The 19,477-nt window shown below is 72.1% G+C and carries 19 protein-coding genes; 15 read left to right on the forward strand and 4 right to left on the reverse strand.

Features of this window, described 5'->3' with window-relative positions; translation table 11 throughout:
* Positions 1-23 precede the first annotated feature (23 nt).
* The 9 genes from ACWDEN_RS39400 (at position 24) to ACWDEN_RS39440 (ending at position 11,036) form a co-directional block, all read left to right on the forward strand.
* A complete protein-coding gene (locus ACWDEN_RS39400) occupies positions 24-2,090 on the forward strand; it encodes a tetratricopeptide repeat protein (protein WP_450862739.1) in 2,067 nt (688 codons plus the stop codon).
* Positions 2,091-2,237: 147 nt separating this feature from the next.
* Complete coding sequence (gene ald / locus ACWDEN_RS39405; protein ID WP_351610755.1) at positions 2,238-3,353, forward strand: alanine dehydrogenase; 1,116 nt, start codon at positions 2,238-2,240, stop codon at positions 3,351-3,353.
* A gap of 379 nt (positions 3,354-3,732) precedes the next feature.
* Positions 3,733-4,866 carry a ParA family protein gene (locus ACWDEN_RS39410; RefSeq protein ID WP_351610737.1) on the forward strand — a complete coding sequence of 378 codons (1,134 nt, stop codon included), beginning with the start codon at positions 3,733-3,735 and terminating at the stop codon, positions 4,864-4,866.
* Positions 4,851-5,408: a hypothetical protein gene (locus ACWDEN_RS39415; protein ID WP_351610734.1), complete on the forward strand. Its 558-nt coding sequence runs from the start codon at positions 4,851-4,853 to the stop codon at positions 5,406-5,408. Before ACWDEN_RS39410 ends, ACWDEN_RS39415 begins: the two co-directional genes overlap by 16 nt.
* A 990-nt stretch (positions 5,409-6,398) precedes the next feature.
* Positions 6,399-7,442, forward strand: coding sequence for a segregation and condensation protein A (locus ACWDEN_RS39420; protein ID WP_450862784.1), 1,044 nt, complete (start codon positions 6,399-6,401; stop codon positions 7,440-7,442).
* Positions 7,439-8,086, forward strand: coding sequence for an SMC-Scp complex subunit ScpB (gene scpB, locus ACWDEN_RS39425; protein WP_351610729.1), 648 nt, complete (start codon positions 7,439-7,441; stop codon positions 8,084-8,086). Before ACWDEN_RS39420 ends, scpB begins: the two co-directional genes overlap by 4 nt.
* Positions 8,087-8,099: 13 nt before the next feature.
* Positions 8,100-9,173: a pseudouridine synthase gene (locus tag ACWDEN_RS39430; RefSeq protein WP_351610726.1), complete on the forward strand. Its 1,074-nt coding sequence runs from the start codon at positions 8,100-8,102 to the stop codon at positions 9,171-9,173.
* A 101-nt stretch (positions 9,174-9,274) separates the two neighbouring features.
* Positions 9,275-10,282 carry an ADP-ribosylglycohydrolase family protein gene (locus ACWDEN_RS39435; protein WP_450862742.1) on the forward strand — a complete coding sequence of 336 codons (1,008 nt, stop codon included), beginning with the start codon at positions 9,275-9,277 and terminating at the stop codon, positions 10,280-10,282.
* Positions 10,283-10,286: 4 nt separating this feature from the next.
* Positions 10,287-11,036, forward strand: a complete 750-nt coding sequence (locus ACWDEN_RS39440) for a nucleotidyltransferase domain-containing protein (protein ID WP_450862744.1) — start codon at positions 10,287-10,289, stop codon at positions 11,034-11,036.
* Between the two features lie 84 nt (positions 11,037-11,120).
* Here ACWDEN_RS39440 and ACWDEN_RS39445 read toward each other — a convergent pair whose 3' ends face one another.
* Positions 11,121-11,834 carry a nucleotidyltransferase domain-containing protein gene (locus ACWDEN_RS39445; protein WP_450862746.1) on the reverse strand — a complete coding sequence of 238 codons (714 nt, stop codon included), beginning with the start codon at positions 11,832-11,834 and terminating at the stop codon, positions 11,121-11,123.
* 22 nt (positions 11,835-11,856) lie between these two features.
* On the reverse strand, positions 11,857-12,243 hold the full coding sequence (locus tag ACWDEN_RS39450; protein ID WP_351610716.1) for a Rieske (2Fe-2S) protein: 387 nt from the start codon (positions 12,241-12,243) through the stop codon (positions 11,857-11,859).
* A gap of 147 nt (positions 12,244-12,390) precedes the next feature.
* Between ACWDEN_RS39450 and aroH the strand changes: the two genes are divergently transcribed.
* The 5 genes from aroH to der all read left to right on the forward strand — a co-directional run bounded on the left by aroH (position 12,391) and on the right by der (position 16,876).
* Positions 12,391-12,753, forward strand: coding sequence for a chorismate mutase (aroH, locus tag ACWDEN_RS39455; protein WP_351610752.1), 363 nt, complete (start codon positions 12,391-12,393; stop codon positions 12,751-12,753).
* A complete protein-coding gene (locus ACWDEN_RS39460; RefSeq protein ID WP_450862748.1) occupies positions 12,750-13,835 on the forward strand; it encodes a prephenate dehydrogenase in 1,086 nt (361 codons plus the stop codon). Before aroH ends, ACWDEN_RS39460 begins: the two co-directional genes overlap by 4 nt.
* A 103-nt stretch (positions 13,836-13,938) precedes the next feature.
* Positions 13,939-14,634, forward strand: a complete 696-nt coding sequence (cmk, locus tag ACWDEN_RS39465) for a (d)CMP kinase (protein ID WP_351610711.1) — start codon at positions 13,939-13,941, stop codon at positions 14,632-14,634.
* Positions 14,592-15,314 (forward strand): lysophospholipid acyltransferase family protein, encoded by a 723-nt coding sequence (locus tag ACWDEN_RS39470; RefSeq protein WP_450862751.1) that lies wholly within the window; start codon positions 14,592-14,594, stop codon positions 15,312-15,314. The genes cmk and ACWDEN_RS39470 overlap by 43 nt, the downstream gene beginning before the upstream one ends.
* A 77-nt stretch (positions 15,315-15,391) precedes the next feature.
* Positions 15,392-16,876 (forward strand): ribosome biogenesis GTPase Der, encoded by a 1,485-nt coding sequence (gene der / locus ACWDEN_RS39475; protein ID WP_351610705.1) that lies wholly within the window; start codon positions 15,392-15,394, stop codon positions 16,874-16,876.
* A gap of 62 nt (positions 16,877-16,938) precedes the next feature.
* Here der and ACWDEN_RS39480 read toward each other — a convergent pair whose 3' ends face one another.
* Both ACWDEN_RS39480 and ACWDEN_RS39485 read right to left on the reverse strand, forming a co-directional pair.
* The gene (locus ACWDEN_RS39480) at positions 16,939-17,355 is read right to left on the reverse strand and encodes a hypothetical protein (protein WP_351610702.1); all 417 of its coding nucleotides are present in this window, start codon (positions 17,353-17,355) and stop codon (positions 16,939-16,941) included.
* A gap of 104 nt (positions 17,356-17,459) precedes the next feature.
* Positions 17,460-18,245, reverse strand: a complete 786-nt coding sequence (locus tag ACWDEN_RS39485) for a hypothetical protein (RefSeq protein ID WP_351610699.1) — start codon at positions 18,243-18,245, stop codon at positions 17,460-17,462.
* Between the two features lie 539 nt (positions 18,246-18,784).
* Between ACWDEN_RS39485 and ACWDEN_RS39490 the strand changes: the two genes are divergently transcribed.
* On the forward strand, positions 18,785-19,462 hold the full coding sequence (locus ACWDEN_RS39490; RefSeq protein WP_450862754.1) for a LysM peptidoglycan-binding domain-containing protein: 678 nt from the start codon (positions 18,785-18,787) through the stop codon (positions 19,460-19,462).
* Positions 19,463-19,477: the final 15 nt, after the last annotated feature.

Genomic DNA, 19,477 nt, shown 5'->3' on the forward strand with positions numbered 1-19,477 from the left:
GCGGTGGGACGGGAGTGTGGCCCGTGACGGATCAGGTGGTGCACACAGGCGGCGTGCGACTGGCGGCGCACGAGGGCGCACAAGACCATTTCCTGGGCCGTACAAGGGAGTTGAAGGAGCTGCGCGCCGACATCGAGCGCGCCGGCCTGGACACCCTCTCCGGCCGCAAGGCGCCACGCGCGCGCGTGCTGCTGATCGCGGGACGCCCCGGCTCCGGCCGGACCGCCCTGGCCGAGGAACTCGTACGACAGGTCGCAGACCGTTACCCGGACGGGGTGCTGCGGGCCCGGCTCAGCGAGCCCGACGGCACCCCCGTCCCCATCGGGCGCGCCGCCCGCGAACTGCTCGGCGCGCTGGAGCTGCCCGCCCCGGCCGGCGCCGCCGAGGACGACCTCACCCAGGCGCTGCGCACCGCCCTCGCCGACCGCCGCACCCTGCTGCTCCTGGACGACGCGGCCGGCGCCGAGCAGGTCGACGCGCTGCTCCCGGAGGCCCCGGACTGCCTGGTGGTGGCCGTCTCCTCGGGCCCGCTCACCGGCATCGCGGACGTCCGCCCCTGCACGCTCGGCGGCCTGGACACCAAGTCGGCGGTGGAACTCCTCACCCGCTACACCGGCACCGTCCGCATCACGGTCGACCCGCGCTCCGCCGAGAGCCTGGTGGAGGCCTGCCAGGGTCATCCCGCCGCGCTCGTCCTGGCCGGCGGCTGGCTCGCCGCCCGCCCCAAGGCCGCCGTCTCCGACCTCGCCAAACGGCTGCACACGGCCGCCGAGGACGGCCCGGACGGCAGCCCGCTGGCCCGCGTCCTCCGGCACGTCCACAGCGAGCTGCCCGGCCCGGCCGCCCGGCTGCTGCCGCTGCTCTCCCTCGCCCCGGCCGGCCTGATCGACCCGCACACCGCCTCATCCCTCGCCGGCTGCTCGGTCAGCGCCGCCCGCGCCGTCCTGGACGACCTCGTCGCCCTCGGCCTGCTGCGCGCGGTGCACTCGCCGCTGCCCCAGTACGACGTCCCCGGCTGCCTGCACCCGCTGCTGCGCGCCTACGCCCAGGCCCAGGAGCGCCCCGCGGAGCTGCAGCTGGCCCGGGCCCGGATGCTGGAGCGGACCGTACGGCTGCTGCAGGCCTGCCGGGCGATCACCGAGACGGACAGCCCGCAGGCCCGGGAGAAGCTGAACGCGATGCCCCACGAGGTGCGCTTCCCCACCCCCAGGGCGGCCGCCGACTGGCTGCGCATCCGGCGTCCCGCCCTGCTGGCGTCCGCACGTCTGGCGGTGGCCGACGGCGAGCTGGACACCCTCGCCCGGCGGCTGATGTCCCAGCTGGTCAGGGCCATGGTGGCGCACGTCGGCACGCAGTCCGCCGCGCACGACCTGTACGAGGTGCACAGCCTGGTCCTCGATGTCGCCGAGCGGCGCGGGCTGGCCCGGGAGCAGGCCGCGGCCCTGCTGAACCTGGGCGACGTGGACGCACAGACCGGCCGTACCCAGGACGCGCTGGCACGGTATCGGTCGGCTCTGGACGCCGGGCGCAGAGCAAATGACCCGTACGCGATCGGTCGCGCGATGGAATCCGTAGGTGGTGCCTACCAGGAGCTCGCGGATCACGACCGGGCCGCGGACTGGTTCGGCCGGGCCCTGGCCGAACGGCTGGCCCGCGGGGAGCGCGAACAGGCCGCTCGGCTGTACGGCCGGATCGCCACGGCCCACACGTATGCGGGCCGCTACGGCGAGGCCCTGCGGAACTGGCGGGCCGCCGTCGCCGGCTACCGCCGGAGCGGCGATGTGGCCGCCCACGCGCGGGCGTTGAGCGAGCTGGCCCGGGTGCAGGAGTACGCGGGACGCTTCGAGGAGTCCCTGCGCACCTGCCAGGAGGCGGTGGAGTGGGCACGGCGCGCCGACGACGTCCGGTTGCAGGCCGCGCTGCAGCTCCGGCTCGCCGACACGCTGGAGCACCTGGGTGACCCGACCGCGGCCCGTCTGCACCGCGCGGCGGCCGGGCGCATGCTGGACGAGGAGACCCCGGACGACGGGACAAGCCCCAAACAGGACGTTGAAGCCTGCGAAATCCGTAGTGCATCCAGCGAAGATTGATGCAATGAAAGGCTAGACACGCGGAACGCCTTCATTAAACTGGCTCTGCCGCACGTTCTCCTGCGGTGTCTCCCGGTGTGCCCCGCATGCCTGGGTATGTCATGTAACGCACCCCCCATACCCTCTGAGCCAAGGACCGTGATCGACGTGAAGGTCGGCATCCCCCGCGAGGTCAAGAACAACGAGTTCCGGGTGGCCATCACCCCCGCCGGTGTGCACGAGCTGGTGCGCAACGGGCACCAGGTCGTCATCGAGCGGGGCGCCGGCCTCGGCTCCTCCATCACGGACGAGGAGTACGTCTCCGCCGGTGCCGCGATCCTCGACACCGCCGACGAGGTGTGGGCCACCGCCGACCTGCTGCTGAAGGTCAAGGAGCCCATCGCGGAGGAGTACCACCGTCTCCGCAAGGACCAGATCCTCTTCACCTACCTGCACCTGGCCGCCTCCAAGGAGTGCACGGACGCGCTCATCGAGTCCGGCACCACGGCCATCGCCTACGAGACCGTCGAGCTGCCGAACCGCGCGCTGCCGCTGCTCGCCCCGATGTCCGAGGTCGCGGGCCGCCTGGCCCCGCAGGTCGGCGCCTACCACCTGATGCGCGCGGCCGGCGGCCGTGGCGTGCTGCCGGGTGGCGTCCCGGGCGTGACCCCGGCCAAGTGCGTCGTCATCGGCGGCGGCGTCTCCGGCTGGAACGCCACCCAGGTCGCCGTCGGCATGGGCTTCGACGTGACCCTGCTCGACCGCGACATCAACAAGCTGCGCGAGGCCGACAAGATCTTCGGTACGAAGGTCAAGGCGATCATGTCCAACTCCTTCGAGCTGGAGAAGGCCGTCCTCGACGCCGACCTCGTCATCGGCGCGGTCCTCATCCCGGGCGCCAAGGCCCCGAAGCTGGTCACCAACGAGCTGGTGGCCCGCATGAAGCCCGGAAGTGTCCTTGTCGACATCGCGATCGACCAGGGCGGCTGCTTCGAGGACTCCCACCCCACCACGCACGCCGAGCCGACCTTCCAGGTACACAACTCGGTCTTCTACTGCGTCGCCAACATGCCCGGCGCGGTGCCCAACACCTCCACCAACGCCCTCACCAACGCGACGCTGCCCTACATCGTCTCCCTCGCCAACAACGGCTGGGTCGAGGCGCTGCGCCGCGACGCCGCGCTCGCCAAGGGTCTCAACACCCATGAGGGCAAGGTCGTTTACAAGGAGGTCGCCGAGGCCCACGGCCTGGAGCACGTGGAGCTGGAGACCCTGCTCGGCTGATGTAAAAGGCGATTCGTCAACACGACTCGTCAACGGTGCGCACCCGGCCGGACCTTGCCCGACAAGGTCCGGCCGGATGTGTGTATGGTCACTTGGCGACTCTTGGTCAACTCGCCTCGAACGCAACCCTTCGACCGATTCGTACACCGGTGAAACCTGCTGTGCGACGGCCGTACGCCCTTGACAGCGAGATGTTTCATTGCCGACACATCCTGCCGGGTCCGGCGGATTGTGTTGCTGCGGACCGCCGACACGCCATAGAGTCGCCAACCGTCGGCATGGTGCCACGCTGACCTTGTCTAGAAGTTTCCTGGTCACCAAGGAGGTAAGACGACTTGTGAATGAGTCGACATTTTCTCCCGGGGGTGGTCAACCAGGAATGCCGGTCCGGGGCCAGGGCCCCGCGGGATTCGAGGCTGTCGGCTCCGTAGCTGTGCGCACCTTCGCAGCCCACCAGAGTTCCGGTCCGCAGGTGACCGGGACAGCACACCAGAGCATGGATGGCCATCACGTGAACGCCATGGCCGGCGACGGAAGTGGCGCGCCCCACAACCACTTCGCCGACTACGACGAACTGCCCGAGGGGCACTTCTACGACCCCGACGCCGAATACGAGCCGGACCCGGAGTACGCGGCCACGCTCGCGCCCGACGCTGCCCGTCAGCGCCGTGAGCGCGTCGGTCCGACCGGACGCCCGCTGCCGTACTTCCCGATCCCGGGCCCGCTGACCGACCACGGCCCCGCGAAGATCATCGCGATGTGCAACCAGAAGGGCGGCGTCGGCAAGACGACGTCGACCATCAACCTGGGTGCCGCGCTCGCGGAGTACGGCCGACGCGTGCTGCTCGTGGACTTCGACCCGCAGGGCGCGCTGTCGGTGGGACTCGGTGTCAACCCGATGGAACTCGACCTGACGGTCTACAACCTGCTCATGGAGCGGGGCATGTCCGCGGACGAGGTCCTGCTGAAGACGGCGGTCCCCAACATGGACCTGCTGCCCTCCAACATCGACCTGTCGGCCGCCGAGGTCCAGCTGGTCTCCGAGGTCGCCCGCGAGTCGACGCTGCAGCGCGCCCTGAAGCCGCTGATGCCCGACTACGACTACATCGTGATCGACTGCCAGCCCTCGCTCGGCCTGCTCACCGTCAACGCCCTGACGGCCGCTCACAAGGTGATCGTGCCGCTGGAGTGCGAGTTCTTCGCCCTGCGCGGTGTGGCTCTGCTGACCGAGACCATCGAGAAGGTCCAGGAGCGGCTCAACCCCGAGCTCGAACTGGACGGCATCCTCGCGACGATGTACGACTCGCGCACGGTCCACAGCCGTGAGGTCCTGGCCCGTGTGGTCGAGGCGTTCGACGACCACGTCTACCACACGGTCATCGGCCGCACGGTCCGCTTCCCGGAGACCACGGTCGCCGGTGAGCCGATCACCACCTACGCCTCCAACTCCGTCGGTGCGGCCGCCTATCGCCAGCTCGCCAGGGAGGTGCTCGCCCGGTGTCACGCCGAGTGAGTCTGCCCGGGGCCGACGAACTCTTCCGTACGACAGGGGGGATGGCGCTTCAGCCGTCGACTCCTCGGCGTGCGGCGGGTGGTGAGGCCCGGGTGCCGGCTCCCGCGGGGGAGAGCGACGACGTGGCCGCCGCCGAGGACGCACCGCAGTCGGTGCCGGTCCAGGGCGGTGACGGCGAGGGCGCGGAGCATGTCGCGGCGGAGGCCGAGCAGGACGGGGCCGGCGAGTCCCGCACCCGCCCGGCGCGCCGGCAGGCGGCGCAGGAAGGTTCTGGCGCATCCTCCGGCGCGGCGCCGCGGAAGCGGGGGCGGGCGGCGTCGCGGCGGCCCAGCGGCCGCGAGCGGCACGACGAGAAGATCACGGTGTATGTGTCGGCCGAGGAGCTGATGGACCTCGAGCACGCCCGTCTGGTGCTCCGCGGCGAGCACGGACTGGCGGTCGACCGCGGGCGCATCGTCCGCGAGGCGGTGGCCGTGGTCCTGGCCGACCTGGAGTCCCGCGGGGACGCGAGCATCCTCGTACGCCGTCTGCGGGGGCGGTAGGGGTAGCCTGCGGGGGCTATGACCTCGAACGACGTTCCCCTCCCCGGCACCGGCGCCGGCCGCCGGCGTGCGCTGGGGCGGGGTCCGGGGGTCCCGCCGGTGGCTGCGCCGGTTGAGTCGCAGAGCGAGCCGGTGCCTGAGGCCGGGGTTCCGGCGCAGGCCGACGGGCACGACGACCTGCGGGCAGAGACACCCGTGGCCACCCCACCCGAGGAACCGGCGCCCGCGCCGTCCGAAGAACCGACAGCCGCCGAGCCGGAAGCGCCCGCGGCTGCCGACTCCGAAGGGTCCGCGCCCGCCGGGCCAGACGCGCTGGCGGCCCCCGAGCCGGAGGCATGGGCGGTCGCCGAGCCCGAGGCTCCCGCAGCAGGCGAGCCGGAAGGGCCCGTGGCTGCCGACACCGAAGGGTCCGCGCCCGCCGGGCCCGAAGCTCCCGCAGTCGGCGAACCGCAAGCGCCCGCAGCTGTCGACTCGGAAGGGCCCGCGCCCGCCGGATTGGAAGCGCCGGCGGGCCCCGAGCCGGAAGCTTTCGCGGTCGCCGAGCCCGTAGCTCCCGCAATCGGCAAGCCGGTAACGCCCGCGGCTGCCGACTTCGAAGGGTCCGTGCCCGCCGGGCCGGAAGCGCCGGCGGCCCCCGTGCCGGAAGCTTTCGCGGTCGCCGAGCCCGTAGCTCCCGCAATCGGCAAGCCGGTAACGCCCGCAGCTGCCGACTTCGAAGGGTCCGTGCCCGCCGGGCCAGACGCGCCGGCGGCCCCCGTGCCGGAGGCATGGGCGGTCGCCGAGCCCGAAGCTCCCGCAGCAGGCGAGCCGGAAGGGCCCGTGGCTGCCGACACCGAAGGGTCCGCGCCCGCCGGGCCCAAAGCTCCCGCAGTCGGCGAACCGCAAGCGCCCGCAGCTGTCGACTCGGAAGGGCCCGCGCCCGCCGGGCCGGAAGCGCCGGCGGGCCCCGAGCCGGAAGCTTTCGCGGTCGCCGAGCCCGTAGCTCCCGCAATCGGCAAGCCGGTAACGCCCGCGGCTGCCGACTTCAAAGGATCCGCGCCCGCCGGGCCACACGCGCTGGCGGCCCCCGAGCCGGAGGCATTCGCGGTCGCCGAGCCGGAAGCTCCCGCAGTCGCCGAGGCCGAAGCTCCCGTAGTCGACGAGCCGGTAGCGCCCGTGGCCGTCGGCTCCGCAGCGCCCGCGGCCGTTGGACCCGGAGGGAGCGGGGAGTCCCAAGGCTCCGCCGACGGGGTCTTCAAGGTGCGGCTCGCCAACTTCGAGGGGCCCTTCGATCTGCTCCTCCAGCTGATCTCCAAGCACAAGCTGGACGTCACGGAGGTCGCCCTCTCCAAGGTCACCGACGAGTTCATGGCGCACATCCGGGCCATGGGGCCCGACTGGGACCTGGATCAGACCACGGAGTTCCTTGTCGTCGCGGCCACGCTGCTCGACCTGAAGGCGGCCCGGCTGCTGCCCACCGCCGAGGTCGAGGACGAGGCCGACCTGGCGCTGCTGGAGGCGCGCGACCTGCTGTTCGCCCGGCTGCTGCAGTACCGCGCGTACAAGCAGATCGCGGACATCTTCAACCGGCGGCTCGACGAGGAAGCCCGGCGTTGGCCCCGTACCGTCGGCCTGGAACCGCACCACGCCGAGCTGCTGCCCGAGGTCGTCATCAGCATCGGACCCGAGGGGTTCGCCAGGCTCGCGGTCAAGGCGATGCAGCCCAGGCCCAAGCCGCAGGTCTACGTCGACCACATCCACGCCCCGCTGGTCAGCGTGCAGGAACAGGCCGGAATCGTGGTCGCGCGGCTGAAGGAGCTGGGCGAGGCCAGCTTCCGGGCGCTGGTGGAGGACACCGACGACACCCTCACCGTCGTGGCCCGGTTCCTCGCCCTGCTGGAGCTGTACCGCGAGAAGGCCGTCGCCCTGGAGCAGGAAACCGCGCTCGGGGAGCTGCTCGTGCGCTGGACCGGCGGGGACACCGACACCGCACCGATGGTCACCGACGAGTTCGACCGGCCGCCCGAGCAGCCCAAGGAGGAGAAGAAGGCATGAGCGAGACCACAGAGCTCCCCCCGGGGCTGCGCGGCGCCGCCGACCTCGACCTCAAGCCCGCCCTGGAGGCGATGCTCATGGTCGTGGACGAGCCCGCGACCGAGGAGCACCTGGCCAAGCTGCTGGAGCGGCCGAAACGGCAGGTCGCGGACGCGCTGCGGGAGCTGGCCGACGAGTACACCGTGCAGCGCCGCGGCTTCGAGCTGCGGTTCGTCGCGGGCGGCTGGCGCTTCTACACCCGGGCCGAGTACGCGCCCGCCGTCGAGCGGCTGGTCCTGGACGGCCAGACCGCCCGGCTCACCCAGGCCGCGCTGGAGACCCTCGCGGTCGTCGCCTACCGCCAGCCGGTCAGCCGCAGCCGCGTCTCCGCCGTACGCGGGGTCAACTGCGACGGCGTGATGCGCACCCTGCTGCAACGGGGTCTGGTCGAGGAGGCGGGCACGGAACCCGAAACAGGTGCGATCCTGTACAGGACGACGAACTACTTCCTGGAGCGGATGGGCCTGCGTGGCCTGGACGAGCTTCCGGAGCTCGCGCCCTTCCTCCCGGAGGCGGAGGCGATCGAGGCCGAGACCCAGGAGGGAGTCCCGTCGTTCGACCCGGACGCGCCCGACGCGCCCGGTGCTCAGGACGCAGACGACTAAGACGGAAACCTTGATGCGAAGCAGCGGCAGCGGCAGGAACAGCGGCGGGCGCGGTAACCACCGCGGCGCCGGCAACAACCGGGACGAGCGGCAGGGGCAGGGCCGTCCCCGCAAGCCCCGCCCCGAGGAGCGCCGCTACGACGTGGGCCCGGCCGCCTCGAAGGAGGGCCCCAAGTCCGGGCGCGGCGGCGCGGCCCGCGGTGGCGCCAAGGGCGGCCCCAAGCAGCCCCAGCAGGGCGGCGGGCGCGGCCGTACGGCCCCCGCACGCTCGCGTGAGTACGAGGCGCGCGCCGAGGAGCGCAACCGGGAGCGCTACGCGGGCAAGCAGGACATCAAGCTGCCCAAGACCTTCCCGGGCGCCGAGCAGGAGGGCGAGCGGCTGCAGAAGGTCCTCGCGCGCGCCGGCTACGGCTCGCGGCGGGCCTGCGAGGAGCTGATCGAGCAGGCGCGCGTGGAGGTCAACGGCGAGATCGTCCTGGAGCAGGGCCGCCGGGTCGACCCGGAGAAGGACGAGGTCAAGGTCGACGGCCTGACGGTCGCGACGCAGTCGTACCAGTTCTTCTCGCTGAACAAGCCCGCGGGCGTGGTGTCCACCATGGAGGACCCCGAGGGGCGGCAGTGCCTCGGGGACTACGTCACCAACCGCGAGACGCGGCTGTTCCACGTGGGCCGGCTGGACACCGAGACCGAGGGCGTCATCCTCCTCACCAACCACGGTGAGCTGGCGCACCGCCTGACCCACCCCAAGTACGGCGTGAAGAAGACCTACCTCGCGGCGATCGTCGGCCCGATCCCGCGCGACCTGGGCAAGCGCCTGAAGGACGGCATCCAGCTGGAGGACGGTTACGCGCGCGCGGACCACTTCCGGGTCGTGGAGCAGACCGGCAAGAACTACCTGGTCGAGGTGACCCTGCACGAGGGCCGCAAGCACATCGTGCGGCGCATGCTGGCGGAGGCCGGTTTCCCGGTCGAGAAGCTGGTCCGCACCGCCTTCGGTCCGATCACCCTCGGCGACCAGAAGTCGGGCTGGCTGCGGCGCCTGTCCAACACCGAGGTCGGGATGCTGATGAAGGAAGTCGACCTCTAGCCGACGTACAAGTCGACCTCTTAGCCGACGTACAAAACGCCTTGCCGCGATCACCATCCCCCTTTATTGTCATGGTGACGATAAAGGGGGATGGTGATCCTATGTCCAAGCGCGCTGCCACCGGGGCACTCCTGGGCCTCGCCCTCGGGGACGCCCTCGGCTTCCCGACCGAGTTCAACGACGTACCGTCGATCCTCGCCAAGTGCGGGCCCTGGCGGGAGATGGAGCTGCCGCGGCGCGCCTTCGTCTCCGACGACACCCAGATGACCCTCGCCGTCGGGCGCGCGCTCGGGACGGCCATGGGGCGCGGGTATCTCGCGCCCAAGCGGCTGGAGCGGCCGCTGCGCGAGGAGTTCGTGGACTGGTACGACTCGCCGGAGAACAACCGCGCCCCGGGCCGCACCTGCCTGACCGCGTGCGCCCTGCTGAAGGAGGAGGGCCGCGCCTGGCAGGACGCCAGTCAGGTCGGCTCCAAGGGCTGCGGGGCCAACATGCGGGTCGCCCCCGTCGGGCTCGCCCCCGGCCTGAGCGACGAACAGCGCGCCGGCGCCGCCCAGTTGCAGTCCGCGCTCACCCACGGCCACCCGACCGCGCTCGCCGCCTCGGACCTCACCGCCCGGGCGGTTCACCTGCTCGCCCAGGGCGCCGACCCGACGGGACTGGTCGGCCGACTGCGCTCGTACGCCCTCGACCACCGCACCCACTACGACCACACCTGGCTCGGCGACCTGTGGACCCGCGCCCAGGACCCCACCCCCGAGCACTTCATCGCGCGCGGCTGGGACGAGTGCCTGGCGGTCCTCGACCGGCTCCAGGAGGCCGTGCGGACCGTCTCCCCGGAGAGCGACCCGTGCCTGGCCACCGGCGCGGGCTGGATCGCCGAGGAGGCCCTCGCCACCGGGCTGCTGTGCTTCCTGCTCTTCCCCGACGAGCCCGTCACCGCCCTGCGCCGGGCCGCCTGCTCCTCCGGTGACTCCGACTCCATCGCCTGCCTCACCGGCGCCTTCGCGGGCGCGTGGCTGGGCGAGGGGGCCTGGCCGGCCGAGTGGACCGAGCGGATCGAGTACCGGGGTGATCTGTCGGCGCTGGGTACGCTCTGGGACGCTTAGCCCCATGATCGACGACCTCGACATCGACCTGAAGCCCGTGGTCGCGGAGCAGCCCGACCCCCTGCTGTTCGCGACCGTCTCCGGAGCCCATCTGTACGGCTTCCCCTCGCAGGACTCGGACGTGGACCTGCGGGGCGTCCATCTGCTCCCGGCGGCCGACCTCGTCGGACTGCGCGAGCCGGAGGAGACCCGCTCCCGGGCCTGGGTGCGCTACGGCGTCGAGCTGGACCTCGTCACCCACGATCTGCGCAAGTTCGTACGGCTGATGCTGCGCCGCAACGGCTATGTGCTGGAGCAGCTGCTCTCGCCGCTGGTCGTGCACACCGGGGACGCGCACCGGGAGCTGGCCGCGCTCGCCCCCGGCGTCCTCACCAGCCACCACGCCCACCACTACCGGGGGTTCGCGGTGACCCAGTGGCGGCTGTTCGAGAAGACCGGCGAACTCAAGCCGCTGCTCTACACGTTCCGGGTGCTGCTCACCGGCATCCACCTCATGCGCAGCGGCGAGGTCCAGGCCCACCTGCCCACGCTCCTGGAGCAGCTCGACGCCCCCGGCTATCTGCCCGAGCTGATGGCCGCCAAGGCGGAGCGGGAGCACGCCAGTGCCACCGTCCCGCAGGCGCGCGTGGAGGCCGACGTGGAGCGGCTGCACGCCGAACTCGACGAGGCCCAGTCCACCTCGTCCCTGCCCGACGCGCCCACCGCGTACGACGCCCTGCACGACTTCGTGGTCCGGGCCCGCCTGGCGGGCTGAGCGAGCGGCAGCGGCCAGGAGACGTCACCCACCGGAACGGGACGGCGGCGCCGCACCTCGCACGCCCGGGCGCGGAAGCCGGGGTCATCGCAGGTCCGGTGCCGCGGCGGCGGGTGCGCCGTACGCCGAGGCCCGGCGGGTTCGGTGGAGGAAGTCGGCCACCCGTGCCTCGTCCGGGCCGGGCGGGAGCGGGGTGTGGTGCAGGGCCTGTTCCGTCTCCGTGCCCAGCCGGGACATCCACCTCTCGACCTCGGCCCAGGGGACCTCGCCCCGCTTCACCGCGAGCAGCGGCTCCCGCTGGTCGCCGACGTCGATCCGCAGCTCGCCGGTGCGCAGCAGGTCACGGGCGCTCGTCAGCAGGCGCAGCAGGTGCATGGCGTGCTTCCAGCGCGGGGCGCCGTGCGTGCGGACGTCGGCATCCAGCTTCTTGCGCTGGCCGAGGGCGTAGCGGGTGAAGGTGTCGTGGGCCCGGCGGGACAGGAAGGCCCGGCGCAGGGACAGCAGCTCCCGGCCGGTGTCGTCGACCCGCTCCACCAGCGGCGAGTGCAGGCACTCCAGGATGTTCGGGTTGCCGCGCAGCGCCAGCTCGCAGAACCGCTCCAGCTCCCAGGAGAACTGCTCCTCGCCCGGCCCCTCCACATGCGTCGGCGGCTTCTCGAACCGCCAGAACAGGGGGGTGGGGGCGAGGAACACACCCCGCCGGTCGGTGTCGCTCGTGTCCGTCGCCAGACCGAAGGCCCGGGAACCCATGACGCAGGCGTAAATGGTGTGCTCGCGCACCAGGGTCTCGGGCTCCATGCCGGGAGCGTACGCCGCCCCCTCACGTCAGTTTGATCGAATTTCCCTGCACCTTGATCGACTTCGGGGGCAGCGGCCTCTTCGCCGGGCCGTGGGCCACCGAGCCGTCGGCGATGTGGAACTTGCTGCCGTGACACGGGCAGTCGATCGTGCCGTTCGCGACCCTGCTCACCGTGCAGCCCAGGTGCGTGCAGATCGCCGAGAAGGCCTTGAAGTCGCCCTTCTTCGGCTGGGTGACGACCACCTTCTGGTCCTTGAAGATCTTGCCGCCGCCCTCCGGGATGTCACTGGTCCTGCCCAGATCCCCGCCACTGCTTCCGTCGGCGTTGCCGCCGCATGCCGCGACGGGTGCGACGACCGCCGCCGCGCCCGTCGCCAGAACCGTGCGCCGCGTCGCGCCCTCAGCCATGCCGTTCCTCCGTACAACACGTCGAAATCGGTGAATACCGGATGCATCGCATCGTCTCAGCGATCGGGCGCCGTGCGCCGCCTCCGCGCGTCCTGACTACGCTGGACGGACCAAGAAGAGATCCGCATGTCAGCAGGGAGCAGCGCCGTGGCGGTACGAGCGGTCCGGGGGGCCGTCCAACTGGAGCGGGACGAGGCCGGGCACATGGACGAGCAGGTCGGAGCCCTGCTCACCGCGGTCCTCGAGCGGAACGGACTGACCGCCGACGACCTGATCAGCATCTGGTTCACGGCCACCCCCGACCTGCACAGCGACTTCCCGGCGGCCGCCGCCCGCAAGCTCGGCATCGTCGACGTACCCCTGATCTGCGCCCAGGAACTGGACATCGAGGGCGCCATGCCCCGGGTCGTACGGCTGCTCGCGCACATCGAGTCGGACAAGCCCCGCGCCGACGTCAACCACGTCTACCTCGGCGCCGCGGCCGCCCTGCGCAAGGACATCGCCCAGTGAGAACCGCACTCGTCATCGGCACCGGCCTCATCGGCACCTCCGCCGCCCTGGCCCTGGTCCGGCGCGGCGTCACGGTCCACCTCGCCGACCACGACCCCGAGCAGGCCCGTACGGCCGCCGCGCTGGGCGCCGGCACCGACGAGGCCCCCGAGGGCCCGGTCGACCTGGCGATCGTGGCGGCCCCGCCCGCCCACGTGGCCGGCGTCCTCGCCGATGCCATGCGCCGGGGCGTGGCCCGCGGCTATGTCGACGTGGCCAGCGTCAAGGGCGGCCCGCGCCGCGAGCTCCAGGCGCTCGGCCTGGACCTGTCGGCGTACATCGGCACCCACCCCATGTCCGGCCGGGAGAAGTCCGGCCCGCTCGCCGCGACCGCCGACCTCTTCGAGGGCCGCCCCTGGGTGCTCACCCCCACCCGGGACACCGACACCGAGGTGCTGAACCTCGCCCTGGAGCTGGTCTCGCACTGCCGGGCCGTACCGGTCGTCATGGACGCCGACGCCCACGACCGCGCCGTCGCCCTCGTCTCCCACATGCCCCACCTGGTGTCCAGCATGGTCGCCGCGCGCCTGGAGCACGCCGAGGAGGCCGCCGTACGGCTGTGCGGGCAGGGCATCCGGGACGTGACCCGGATCGCCGCCTCCGACCCCCGGATGTGGATCGACATCCTCTCCGCGAACCCGGGACCGGTCGCCGACCTGCTCTCCGACGTCGCCGCCGACCTGGGCGAGACCGTCGAGGCGCTGCGCGCCCTGCAGTCCTCCGACGAGGCCAAGCGGCGCGAGGGCACCGCCGGCATCGAGGACGTGCTGCGCCGCGGGAACGCCGGCCAGGTGCGGGTGCCCGGCAAGCACGGGTCCGCCCCGCGGGTCTACGAGACCGTCGCCGTCCTCATCGACGACCAGCCCGGCCAGCTCGCCCGGATCTTCGCCGATGCGGGCCGGGCGGGGGTCAACATCGAGGACGTCCGTATCGAGCACGCGACGGGGCAGCAGGCCGGTCTGGTGCAGCTGAGCGTGGAACCCAAGACGGCGCCGGTGCTGAAGGAGGCGCTGCGGGAGCGGGGCTGGGCGCTGCGGCAGTAGGGGCGACCGCACGCGTCCGGACGAGTGACCCGCACCCAGTAACCTTGTGCAGGGCACTCTTGCCCCCGCACCCGCCCACACCGCACCAGGAAGGTGTCCCTCCGTGGAAAACGGCGCCGCCCCGACCGCCAAGCCCGTGATCGTCGCGATCGACGGCCCCTCCGGCACGGGCAAGTCGAGCACGTCGAAGGCCGTCGCCGCGCAGCTCGGCCTGAGCTACCTGGACACCGGCGCCCAGTACCGGGCGATCACCTGGTGGATGGTCAACAGCGGCATCGACCTGGAGGACCCGACCGCCATCGCCGCCGTCGCGGGCAAGCCGGAGATCGTCTCCGGCACCGACCCGGACAAGCCGACCATCACGGTCGACGGTGTCGACGTGTCCGGCCCGATCCGCACCCAGGAGGTCACCTCCAAGGTCAGCGCGGTCAGCGCGGTGCCCGAGGTGCGCTCCCGGATCACCGAGCTGCAGCGCTCGATCGCCGCCGGGGCCGAGAACGGCATCGTGGTGGAGGGCCGTGACATCGGTACGACCGTCCTGCCGGACGCCGACCTGAAGATCTTCCTCACCGCCTCCCCGGAGGCCCGCGCGGCCCGCCGCAGCGGCGAGCTGAAGGGCGCCGACATCCACGCCACCCGCGAGGCCCTGATCAAGCGGGACGCGGCCGACTCCTCCCGCAAGACCTCGCCCCTCGCCAAGGCCGGCGACGCGGTCGAGGTGGACACCACCGAGCTCACCCTCGCCCAGGTCATCGAGTGCGTCGTCACCCTGGTCGAGGAGAAGCGGGCCGGGAAGTGAGCCTCCCCGCGGCCCCTTCGGAGAAGCTGCCCTCGCGGCGGGGCGCCGAGGTCGGGCGGCGCATCGGCGTGGGCCTGATGCACGGGCTGTTCAGGCCGCGCGTGCTCGGCGCCTGGAAGGTGCCCACGAGCGGCCCGGTGATCTTCGCCGTGAACCACTCCCACAACGTCGACGGCCCGATGGTGATGGGCGTGGCACCTCGCCCGACGCACTTCCTGATCAAGAAGGAGGCGTTCGTCGGCCCGCTGGACCCCTTCCTGACCGGCATCGGCCAGGTGAAGGTGGACCGCGCCGCCGCCGACCGCACCGCGATCACCCGTGCCCTGGGCGTGCTGGAGGCCGGGGGAGTGCTGGGCATCTTCCCGGAGGGCACCCGGGGCGAGGGCGACTTCGCCTCGCTGCGCGCCGGGCTCGCCTACTTCGCCGTACGCAGCGGGGCGCCGATCGTGCCCGTCGCCGTACTGGGAAGCTCCGAGAAGCGGGGACGGCTGATAAAGGGGCTGCCCCCGCTGCGTTCCCGCATCGACGTCGTCTTCGGCGAGCCCTTCGACGCGGGCGACGGCAGCGGCCGGCGTACGCGCACGGCGCTGGACGAGGCGACCGAGCGCATCCAGAAGCAGCTCACCAGCCACCTGGAAAACGCCAGGCGCCTGACCGGGCGCCAGGCGACACTTGAGTAGTGGATCGGCCCACCGGGGTTCATCCCGTCAGGGCCTGTTCCACCGATCACCACAATGAACGACGAGGTACGGACTACATGAACGACGACATCCAGCCCGGCGACTCGGCTGAGCACGAGTACGACCACGGGGCTCTCGGCGACGCCGAGTACGCGGAGTTCATGGAGCTCGCCGCGGAAGAGGGCTTCGACATCCAGGACGTCGAGGGCGCCATCGAGGCGGCGGGCCACGGCCCGCTGCCCGTGCTCGCCGTCGTCGGCCGGCCCAATGTCGGCAAGTCGACCCTGGTGAACCGGATCATCGGCCGCCGTGAGGCGGTCGTCGAGGACAAGCCGGGCGTCACCCGCGACCGCGTCACCTACGAGGCCGAATGGGCCGGCCGCCGCTTCAAGGTCGTCGACACCGGCGGCTGGGAGCAGGACGTCCTCGGCATCGACGCCTCCGTGGCCGCCCAGGCCGAGTACGCGATCGAGGCGGCCGACGCGGTCGTCTTCGTCGTGGACGCCAAGGTCGGCGCGACCGACACCGACGAGGCGGTGGTACGGCTGCTGCGCAAGGCCGGCAAGCCGGTCGTGCTGTGCGCCAACAAGGTCGACGGCCCGAGCGGCGAAGCCGACGCGGCCTACCTGTGGAGCCTCGGCCTCGGCGAGCCGCACCCCGTCTCGGCGCTGCACGGCCGCGGCACCGGCGACATGCTGGACGCCGTGCTCGAGGTGCTGCCGGACGCGCCGCGCGAGACCTTCGGCGGGGGCGGCATCGGCGGCCCGCGCCGGATCGCCCTGATCGGCCGCCCGAACGTCGGCAAGTCCTCCCTGCTGAACAAGGTGGCGGGCGAGGAGCGCGTCGTCGTCAACGAGCTGGCGGGCACCACCCGCGACCCGGTCGACGAGCTGATCGAACTGGGCGGCGTGACCTGGAAGTTCGTCGACACGGCGGGCATCCGCAAGCGGGTCCACCTCCAGCAGGGCGCCGACTACTACGCCTCCCTGCGCACGGCGGCGGCCGTGGAGAAGGCGGAGGTCGCCGTCATCCTGATCGACGCCTCCGAGAACATCTCCGTGCAGGACCAGCGGATCGTCACCATGGCCGTCGAGGCGGGCCGCGCGATCGTCGTCGCCTACAACAAGTGGGACACCCTCGACGAGGAGCGCCGCTACTACCTGGAGCGGGAGATCGAGACCGAGCTGGGCCAGGTCGCCTGGGCCCCGCGCGTGAACGTCTCGGCGCGCACCGGCCGCCACATGGAGAAGCTGGTCCCGGCCATCGAGACCGCGCTGGCCGGCTGGGAGACCCGGGTCCCCACCGGACGCCTGAACGCCTTCCTCGGCGAGCTGGTCTCCGCCCACCCGCACCCCATCCGGGGCGGCAAGCAGCCGCGCATCCTGTTCGGCACCCAGGCCGGCACCAAGCCCCCGCGCTTCGTCCTCTTCGCCTCCGGCTTCATCGAGGCGGGCTACCGGCGTTTCATCGAGCGCCGCCTGCGCGAGGAGTTCGGCTTCGAGGGCACCCCGATCCACATCTCCGTGCGGGTGCGCGAGAAGCGCGGCGCGAAGAAGAAGTAACGGCGGTACGACGTCAAGGGCGGCTCCTGGAGATCCAGGTGCCGCCCTTCACCGTGCGGGGGTCACACGCCCCGGCGCGGCCCCGGAGGCAGCGCCGCCGGAACATGCTGCATCCCGGTGTCCGGCTGCTGCCGCCCGAGCCCGCCGACCCGCTGCCATTGCGACTGCTGCCGCGCGCTGTAGGCCCCGGCGCTGTAGGCGCTGTACGAGCTGCTGAACGACCCCGGCCGGTGACCGCCGTAGGGGCCGGTGGCGTAGGTGCCCGTACGGTCCTGCAGGAGACCGAAGGGACTGAACCTCAGCCCCTCCTCCCCGCTGCGGTCACCGGGCAACGTGCGGAAGGTCTTGACCCACTCCGCGTAGAGCATGTCGTAGATCGGGGTCGCCGAGGCGCCCCCGACCCCGTCCTGCGTCGTCCGAGTGGACGGAACGGAGCCGAAGACGGACCGGCGTGGGGGAGGAATGTCGTATGCGTGCACGTGTGTCCAAACGACCGGGGCGTCAAAGAGATGCGGTTGTGCAACCCCCTGGGGGGTGCGGGGCGCCGGGCGGCGCGCAACCCTGGTCCCTCGGGCGGGGGGAATCAGGTCCCCGCGAGCGGCAGCGCCGCCGCGACCAACTTCCCGCTCGCCGCGGCCCTGTCGAGAGACTCCCGCAGCAGATCCTCCCGCGGCTGCCGCCCGATCGACCCCACCGGCGCCGCGAACAGCAGAACCTGCTGGTGCTTGTTCGCGGCGGCCCGCCAGCTGTCGGTGACCTGCAGCGGCTGATGCGCCTGCCACCACGCGACCGGCTGCCCGCCGTGCGCCGAGGGCTGCAGCACCGCGTGCAGCTGGCCCACGGCGAGCAGCACCGACCAGCCGTGCAGCACCGGCGGCACGGACGCCAGCTCGGTCAGCGGCATGAACCCCTGTTCGATGAGGAGCGGGAGGAAGTCGTCGCCGGCCCCGGTGGAGCCGGGGCGCACGATCGGGGAGGTCGGCTCGACCACGAGGGCGGGGTGGAGTTCGCCCTCGATCAGGACGAGTCCGCTGGTCACGCCGAGCACGGCCTGCTCGGGCGCGGCCCGGTGCGGCTCGCCCGCGGCGGCACCGACGCCGCCGATGGACCGGACGGCGCCCTGCAGCTGCTCCTCGGTGACCTGGACGACCTGCGAGGGCAGGCAGCTGGCGTGGGCGAAGGCGAGGACGGCGGTCTCGTCGCCGACGAACAGAACGGTGCTGGTGCGCTCCTGCTCGGAGTCGCCCGGGGTGCGGCAGGACGTGCAGTCGTAACTGCCCGGGGCGTTCTCTCCGGCGAGCAGCCGGTCGGCTTCTTCGTCGCCGATCTCGGCGCGTACGGCGTCACTGACGTCGAGCATGCGCGGCACGGTGGCTCCCTCGGGATGCGTGCTGGGGTCGGCCGGGTGGCTCCCGGCCGCTGAGTTCCGGGGTTCCGGGCTCATGAAGAAGACAACGGACGTCCTGTGGTGGGAGTCACGCCCCGGGTGCGACCGGTTCGAACCAACCAGCGCATACGGTCACCGCCGGTCCGGAATGTGCTACTCACGGTCAACTCGTCGTCTCGTCAAGGAACTTGGAGCGGTGAAGTGAGTCACAGATCGCGCCGGTCGATGGTCGACAAATCAGGAAATCAGCGGATGTAGTGGGTGGCCGAAAATCGCCGATACCCTCGGTAACAGGCAACTGGCCTGGAATGACAGGGAGTTGGTTGATTCAGACCGCTCGTCCTCCCTACATTCCTCCGCCGTGTGCAACGAGCACCGCTCGGGTACGTCCGACACCCGGCACCGGCACAGCACCACCGCCGGCACCGGGCACGCGGACGGGGCGGGCACGAGCAACCGCGGTCCTGCGCGGCGAGGCGTGCTCCGCCCGGGGGAACCCGGGTTCGTGGAGAGGGAATTACATGTCCGAGTGTGCCGATACCACCCGCAACACCGCTCGTCCCGAGGGCGCCCGCAAGGGCCGTACGACGGCCGCGCTGGCCGGAGCCGCGCTGCTGGCCCCGCTGGGGCTGCTGGCAGCCACCGGCAACGCCGCCGCGGCGGACAACGGAGTGTGGGACCGCATCGCCCAGTGCGAGAGCGGCGGCAACTGGCACATCAACACCGGCAACGGCTACTACGGCGGGCTCCAGTTCTCCGCCGGCACCTGGCGCGCGTACGGCGGCACCGCCTACGCCCCGACGGCCGACCAAGCCTCCAGGGAAGCCCAGATCGCCGTCGCCGGCAAGGTCCAGCAGGCCCAGGGCTGGGGCGCCTGGCCGGTCTGCTCGGCCCGCGCCGGAGCCTACGGCGCGGCCCCGGCGGCCGCGACCACCGGGACCGGCGCCGACAAGGGCAGCGTGACGGCGAAGTCCGCCCCGGCGAAGTCCGCCCCGGCGAAGTCGCCGGAACGCCCGGCGGAACACACCAACCGCAGCGAGTCCCGCGGCACGGGTGACTACACCGTCCGCGAGGGCGACACCCTGAGCGCCATCGCCGAGCGGCACGGCACCACCTGGCAGCGGATCTACGCCGCCAACAAGAAGGTCGTCGGCGACGACCCGAACCTGATCGTGCCCGGCCAGCGCCTCGCGCTCTGAACACCGACCAGCCGC

The organism is Streptomyces sp. NPDC001153 (genome assembly GCF_053598315.1).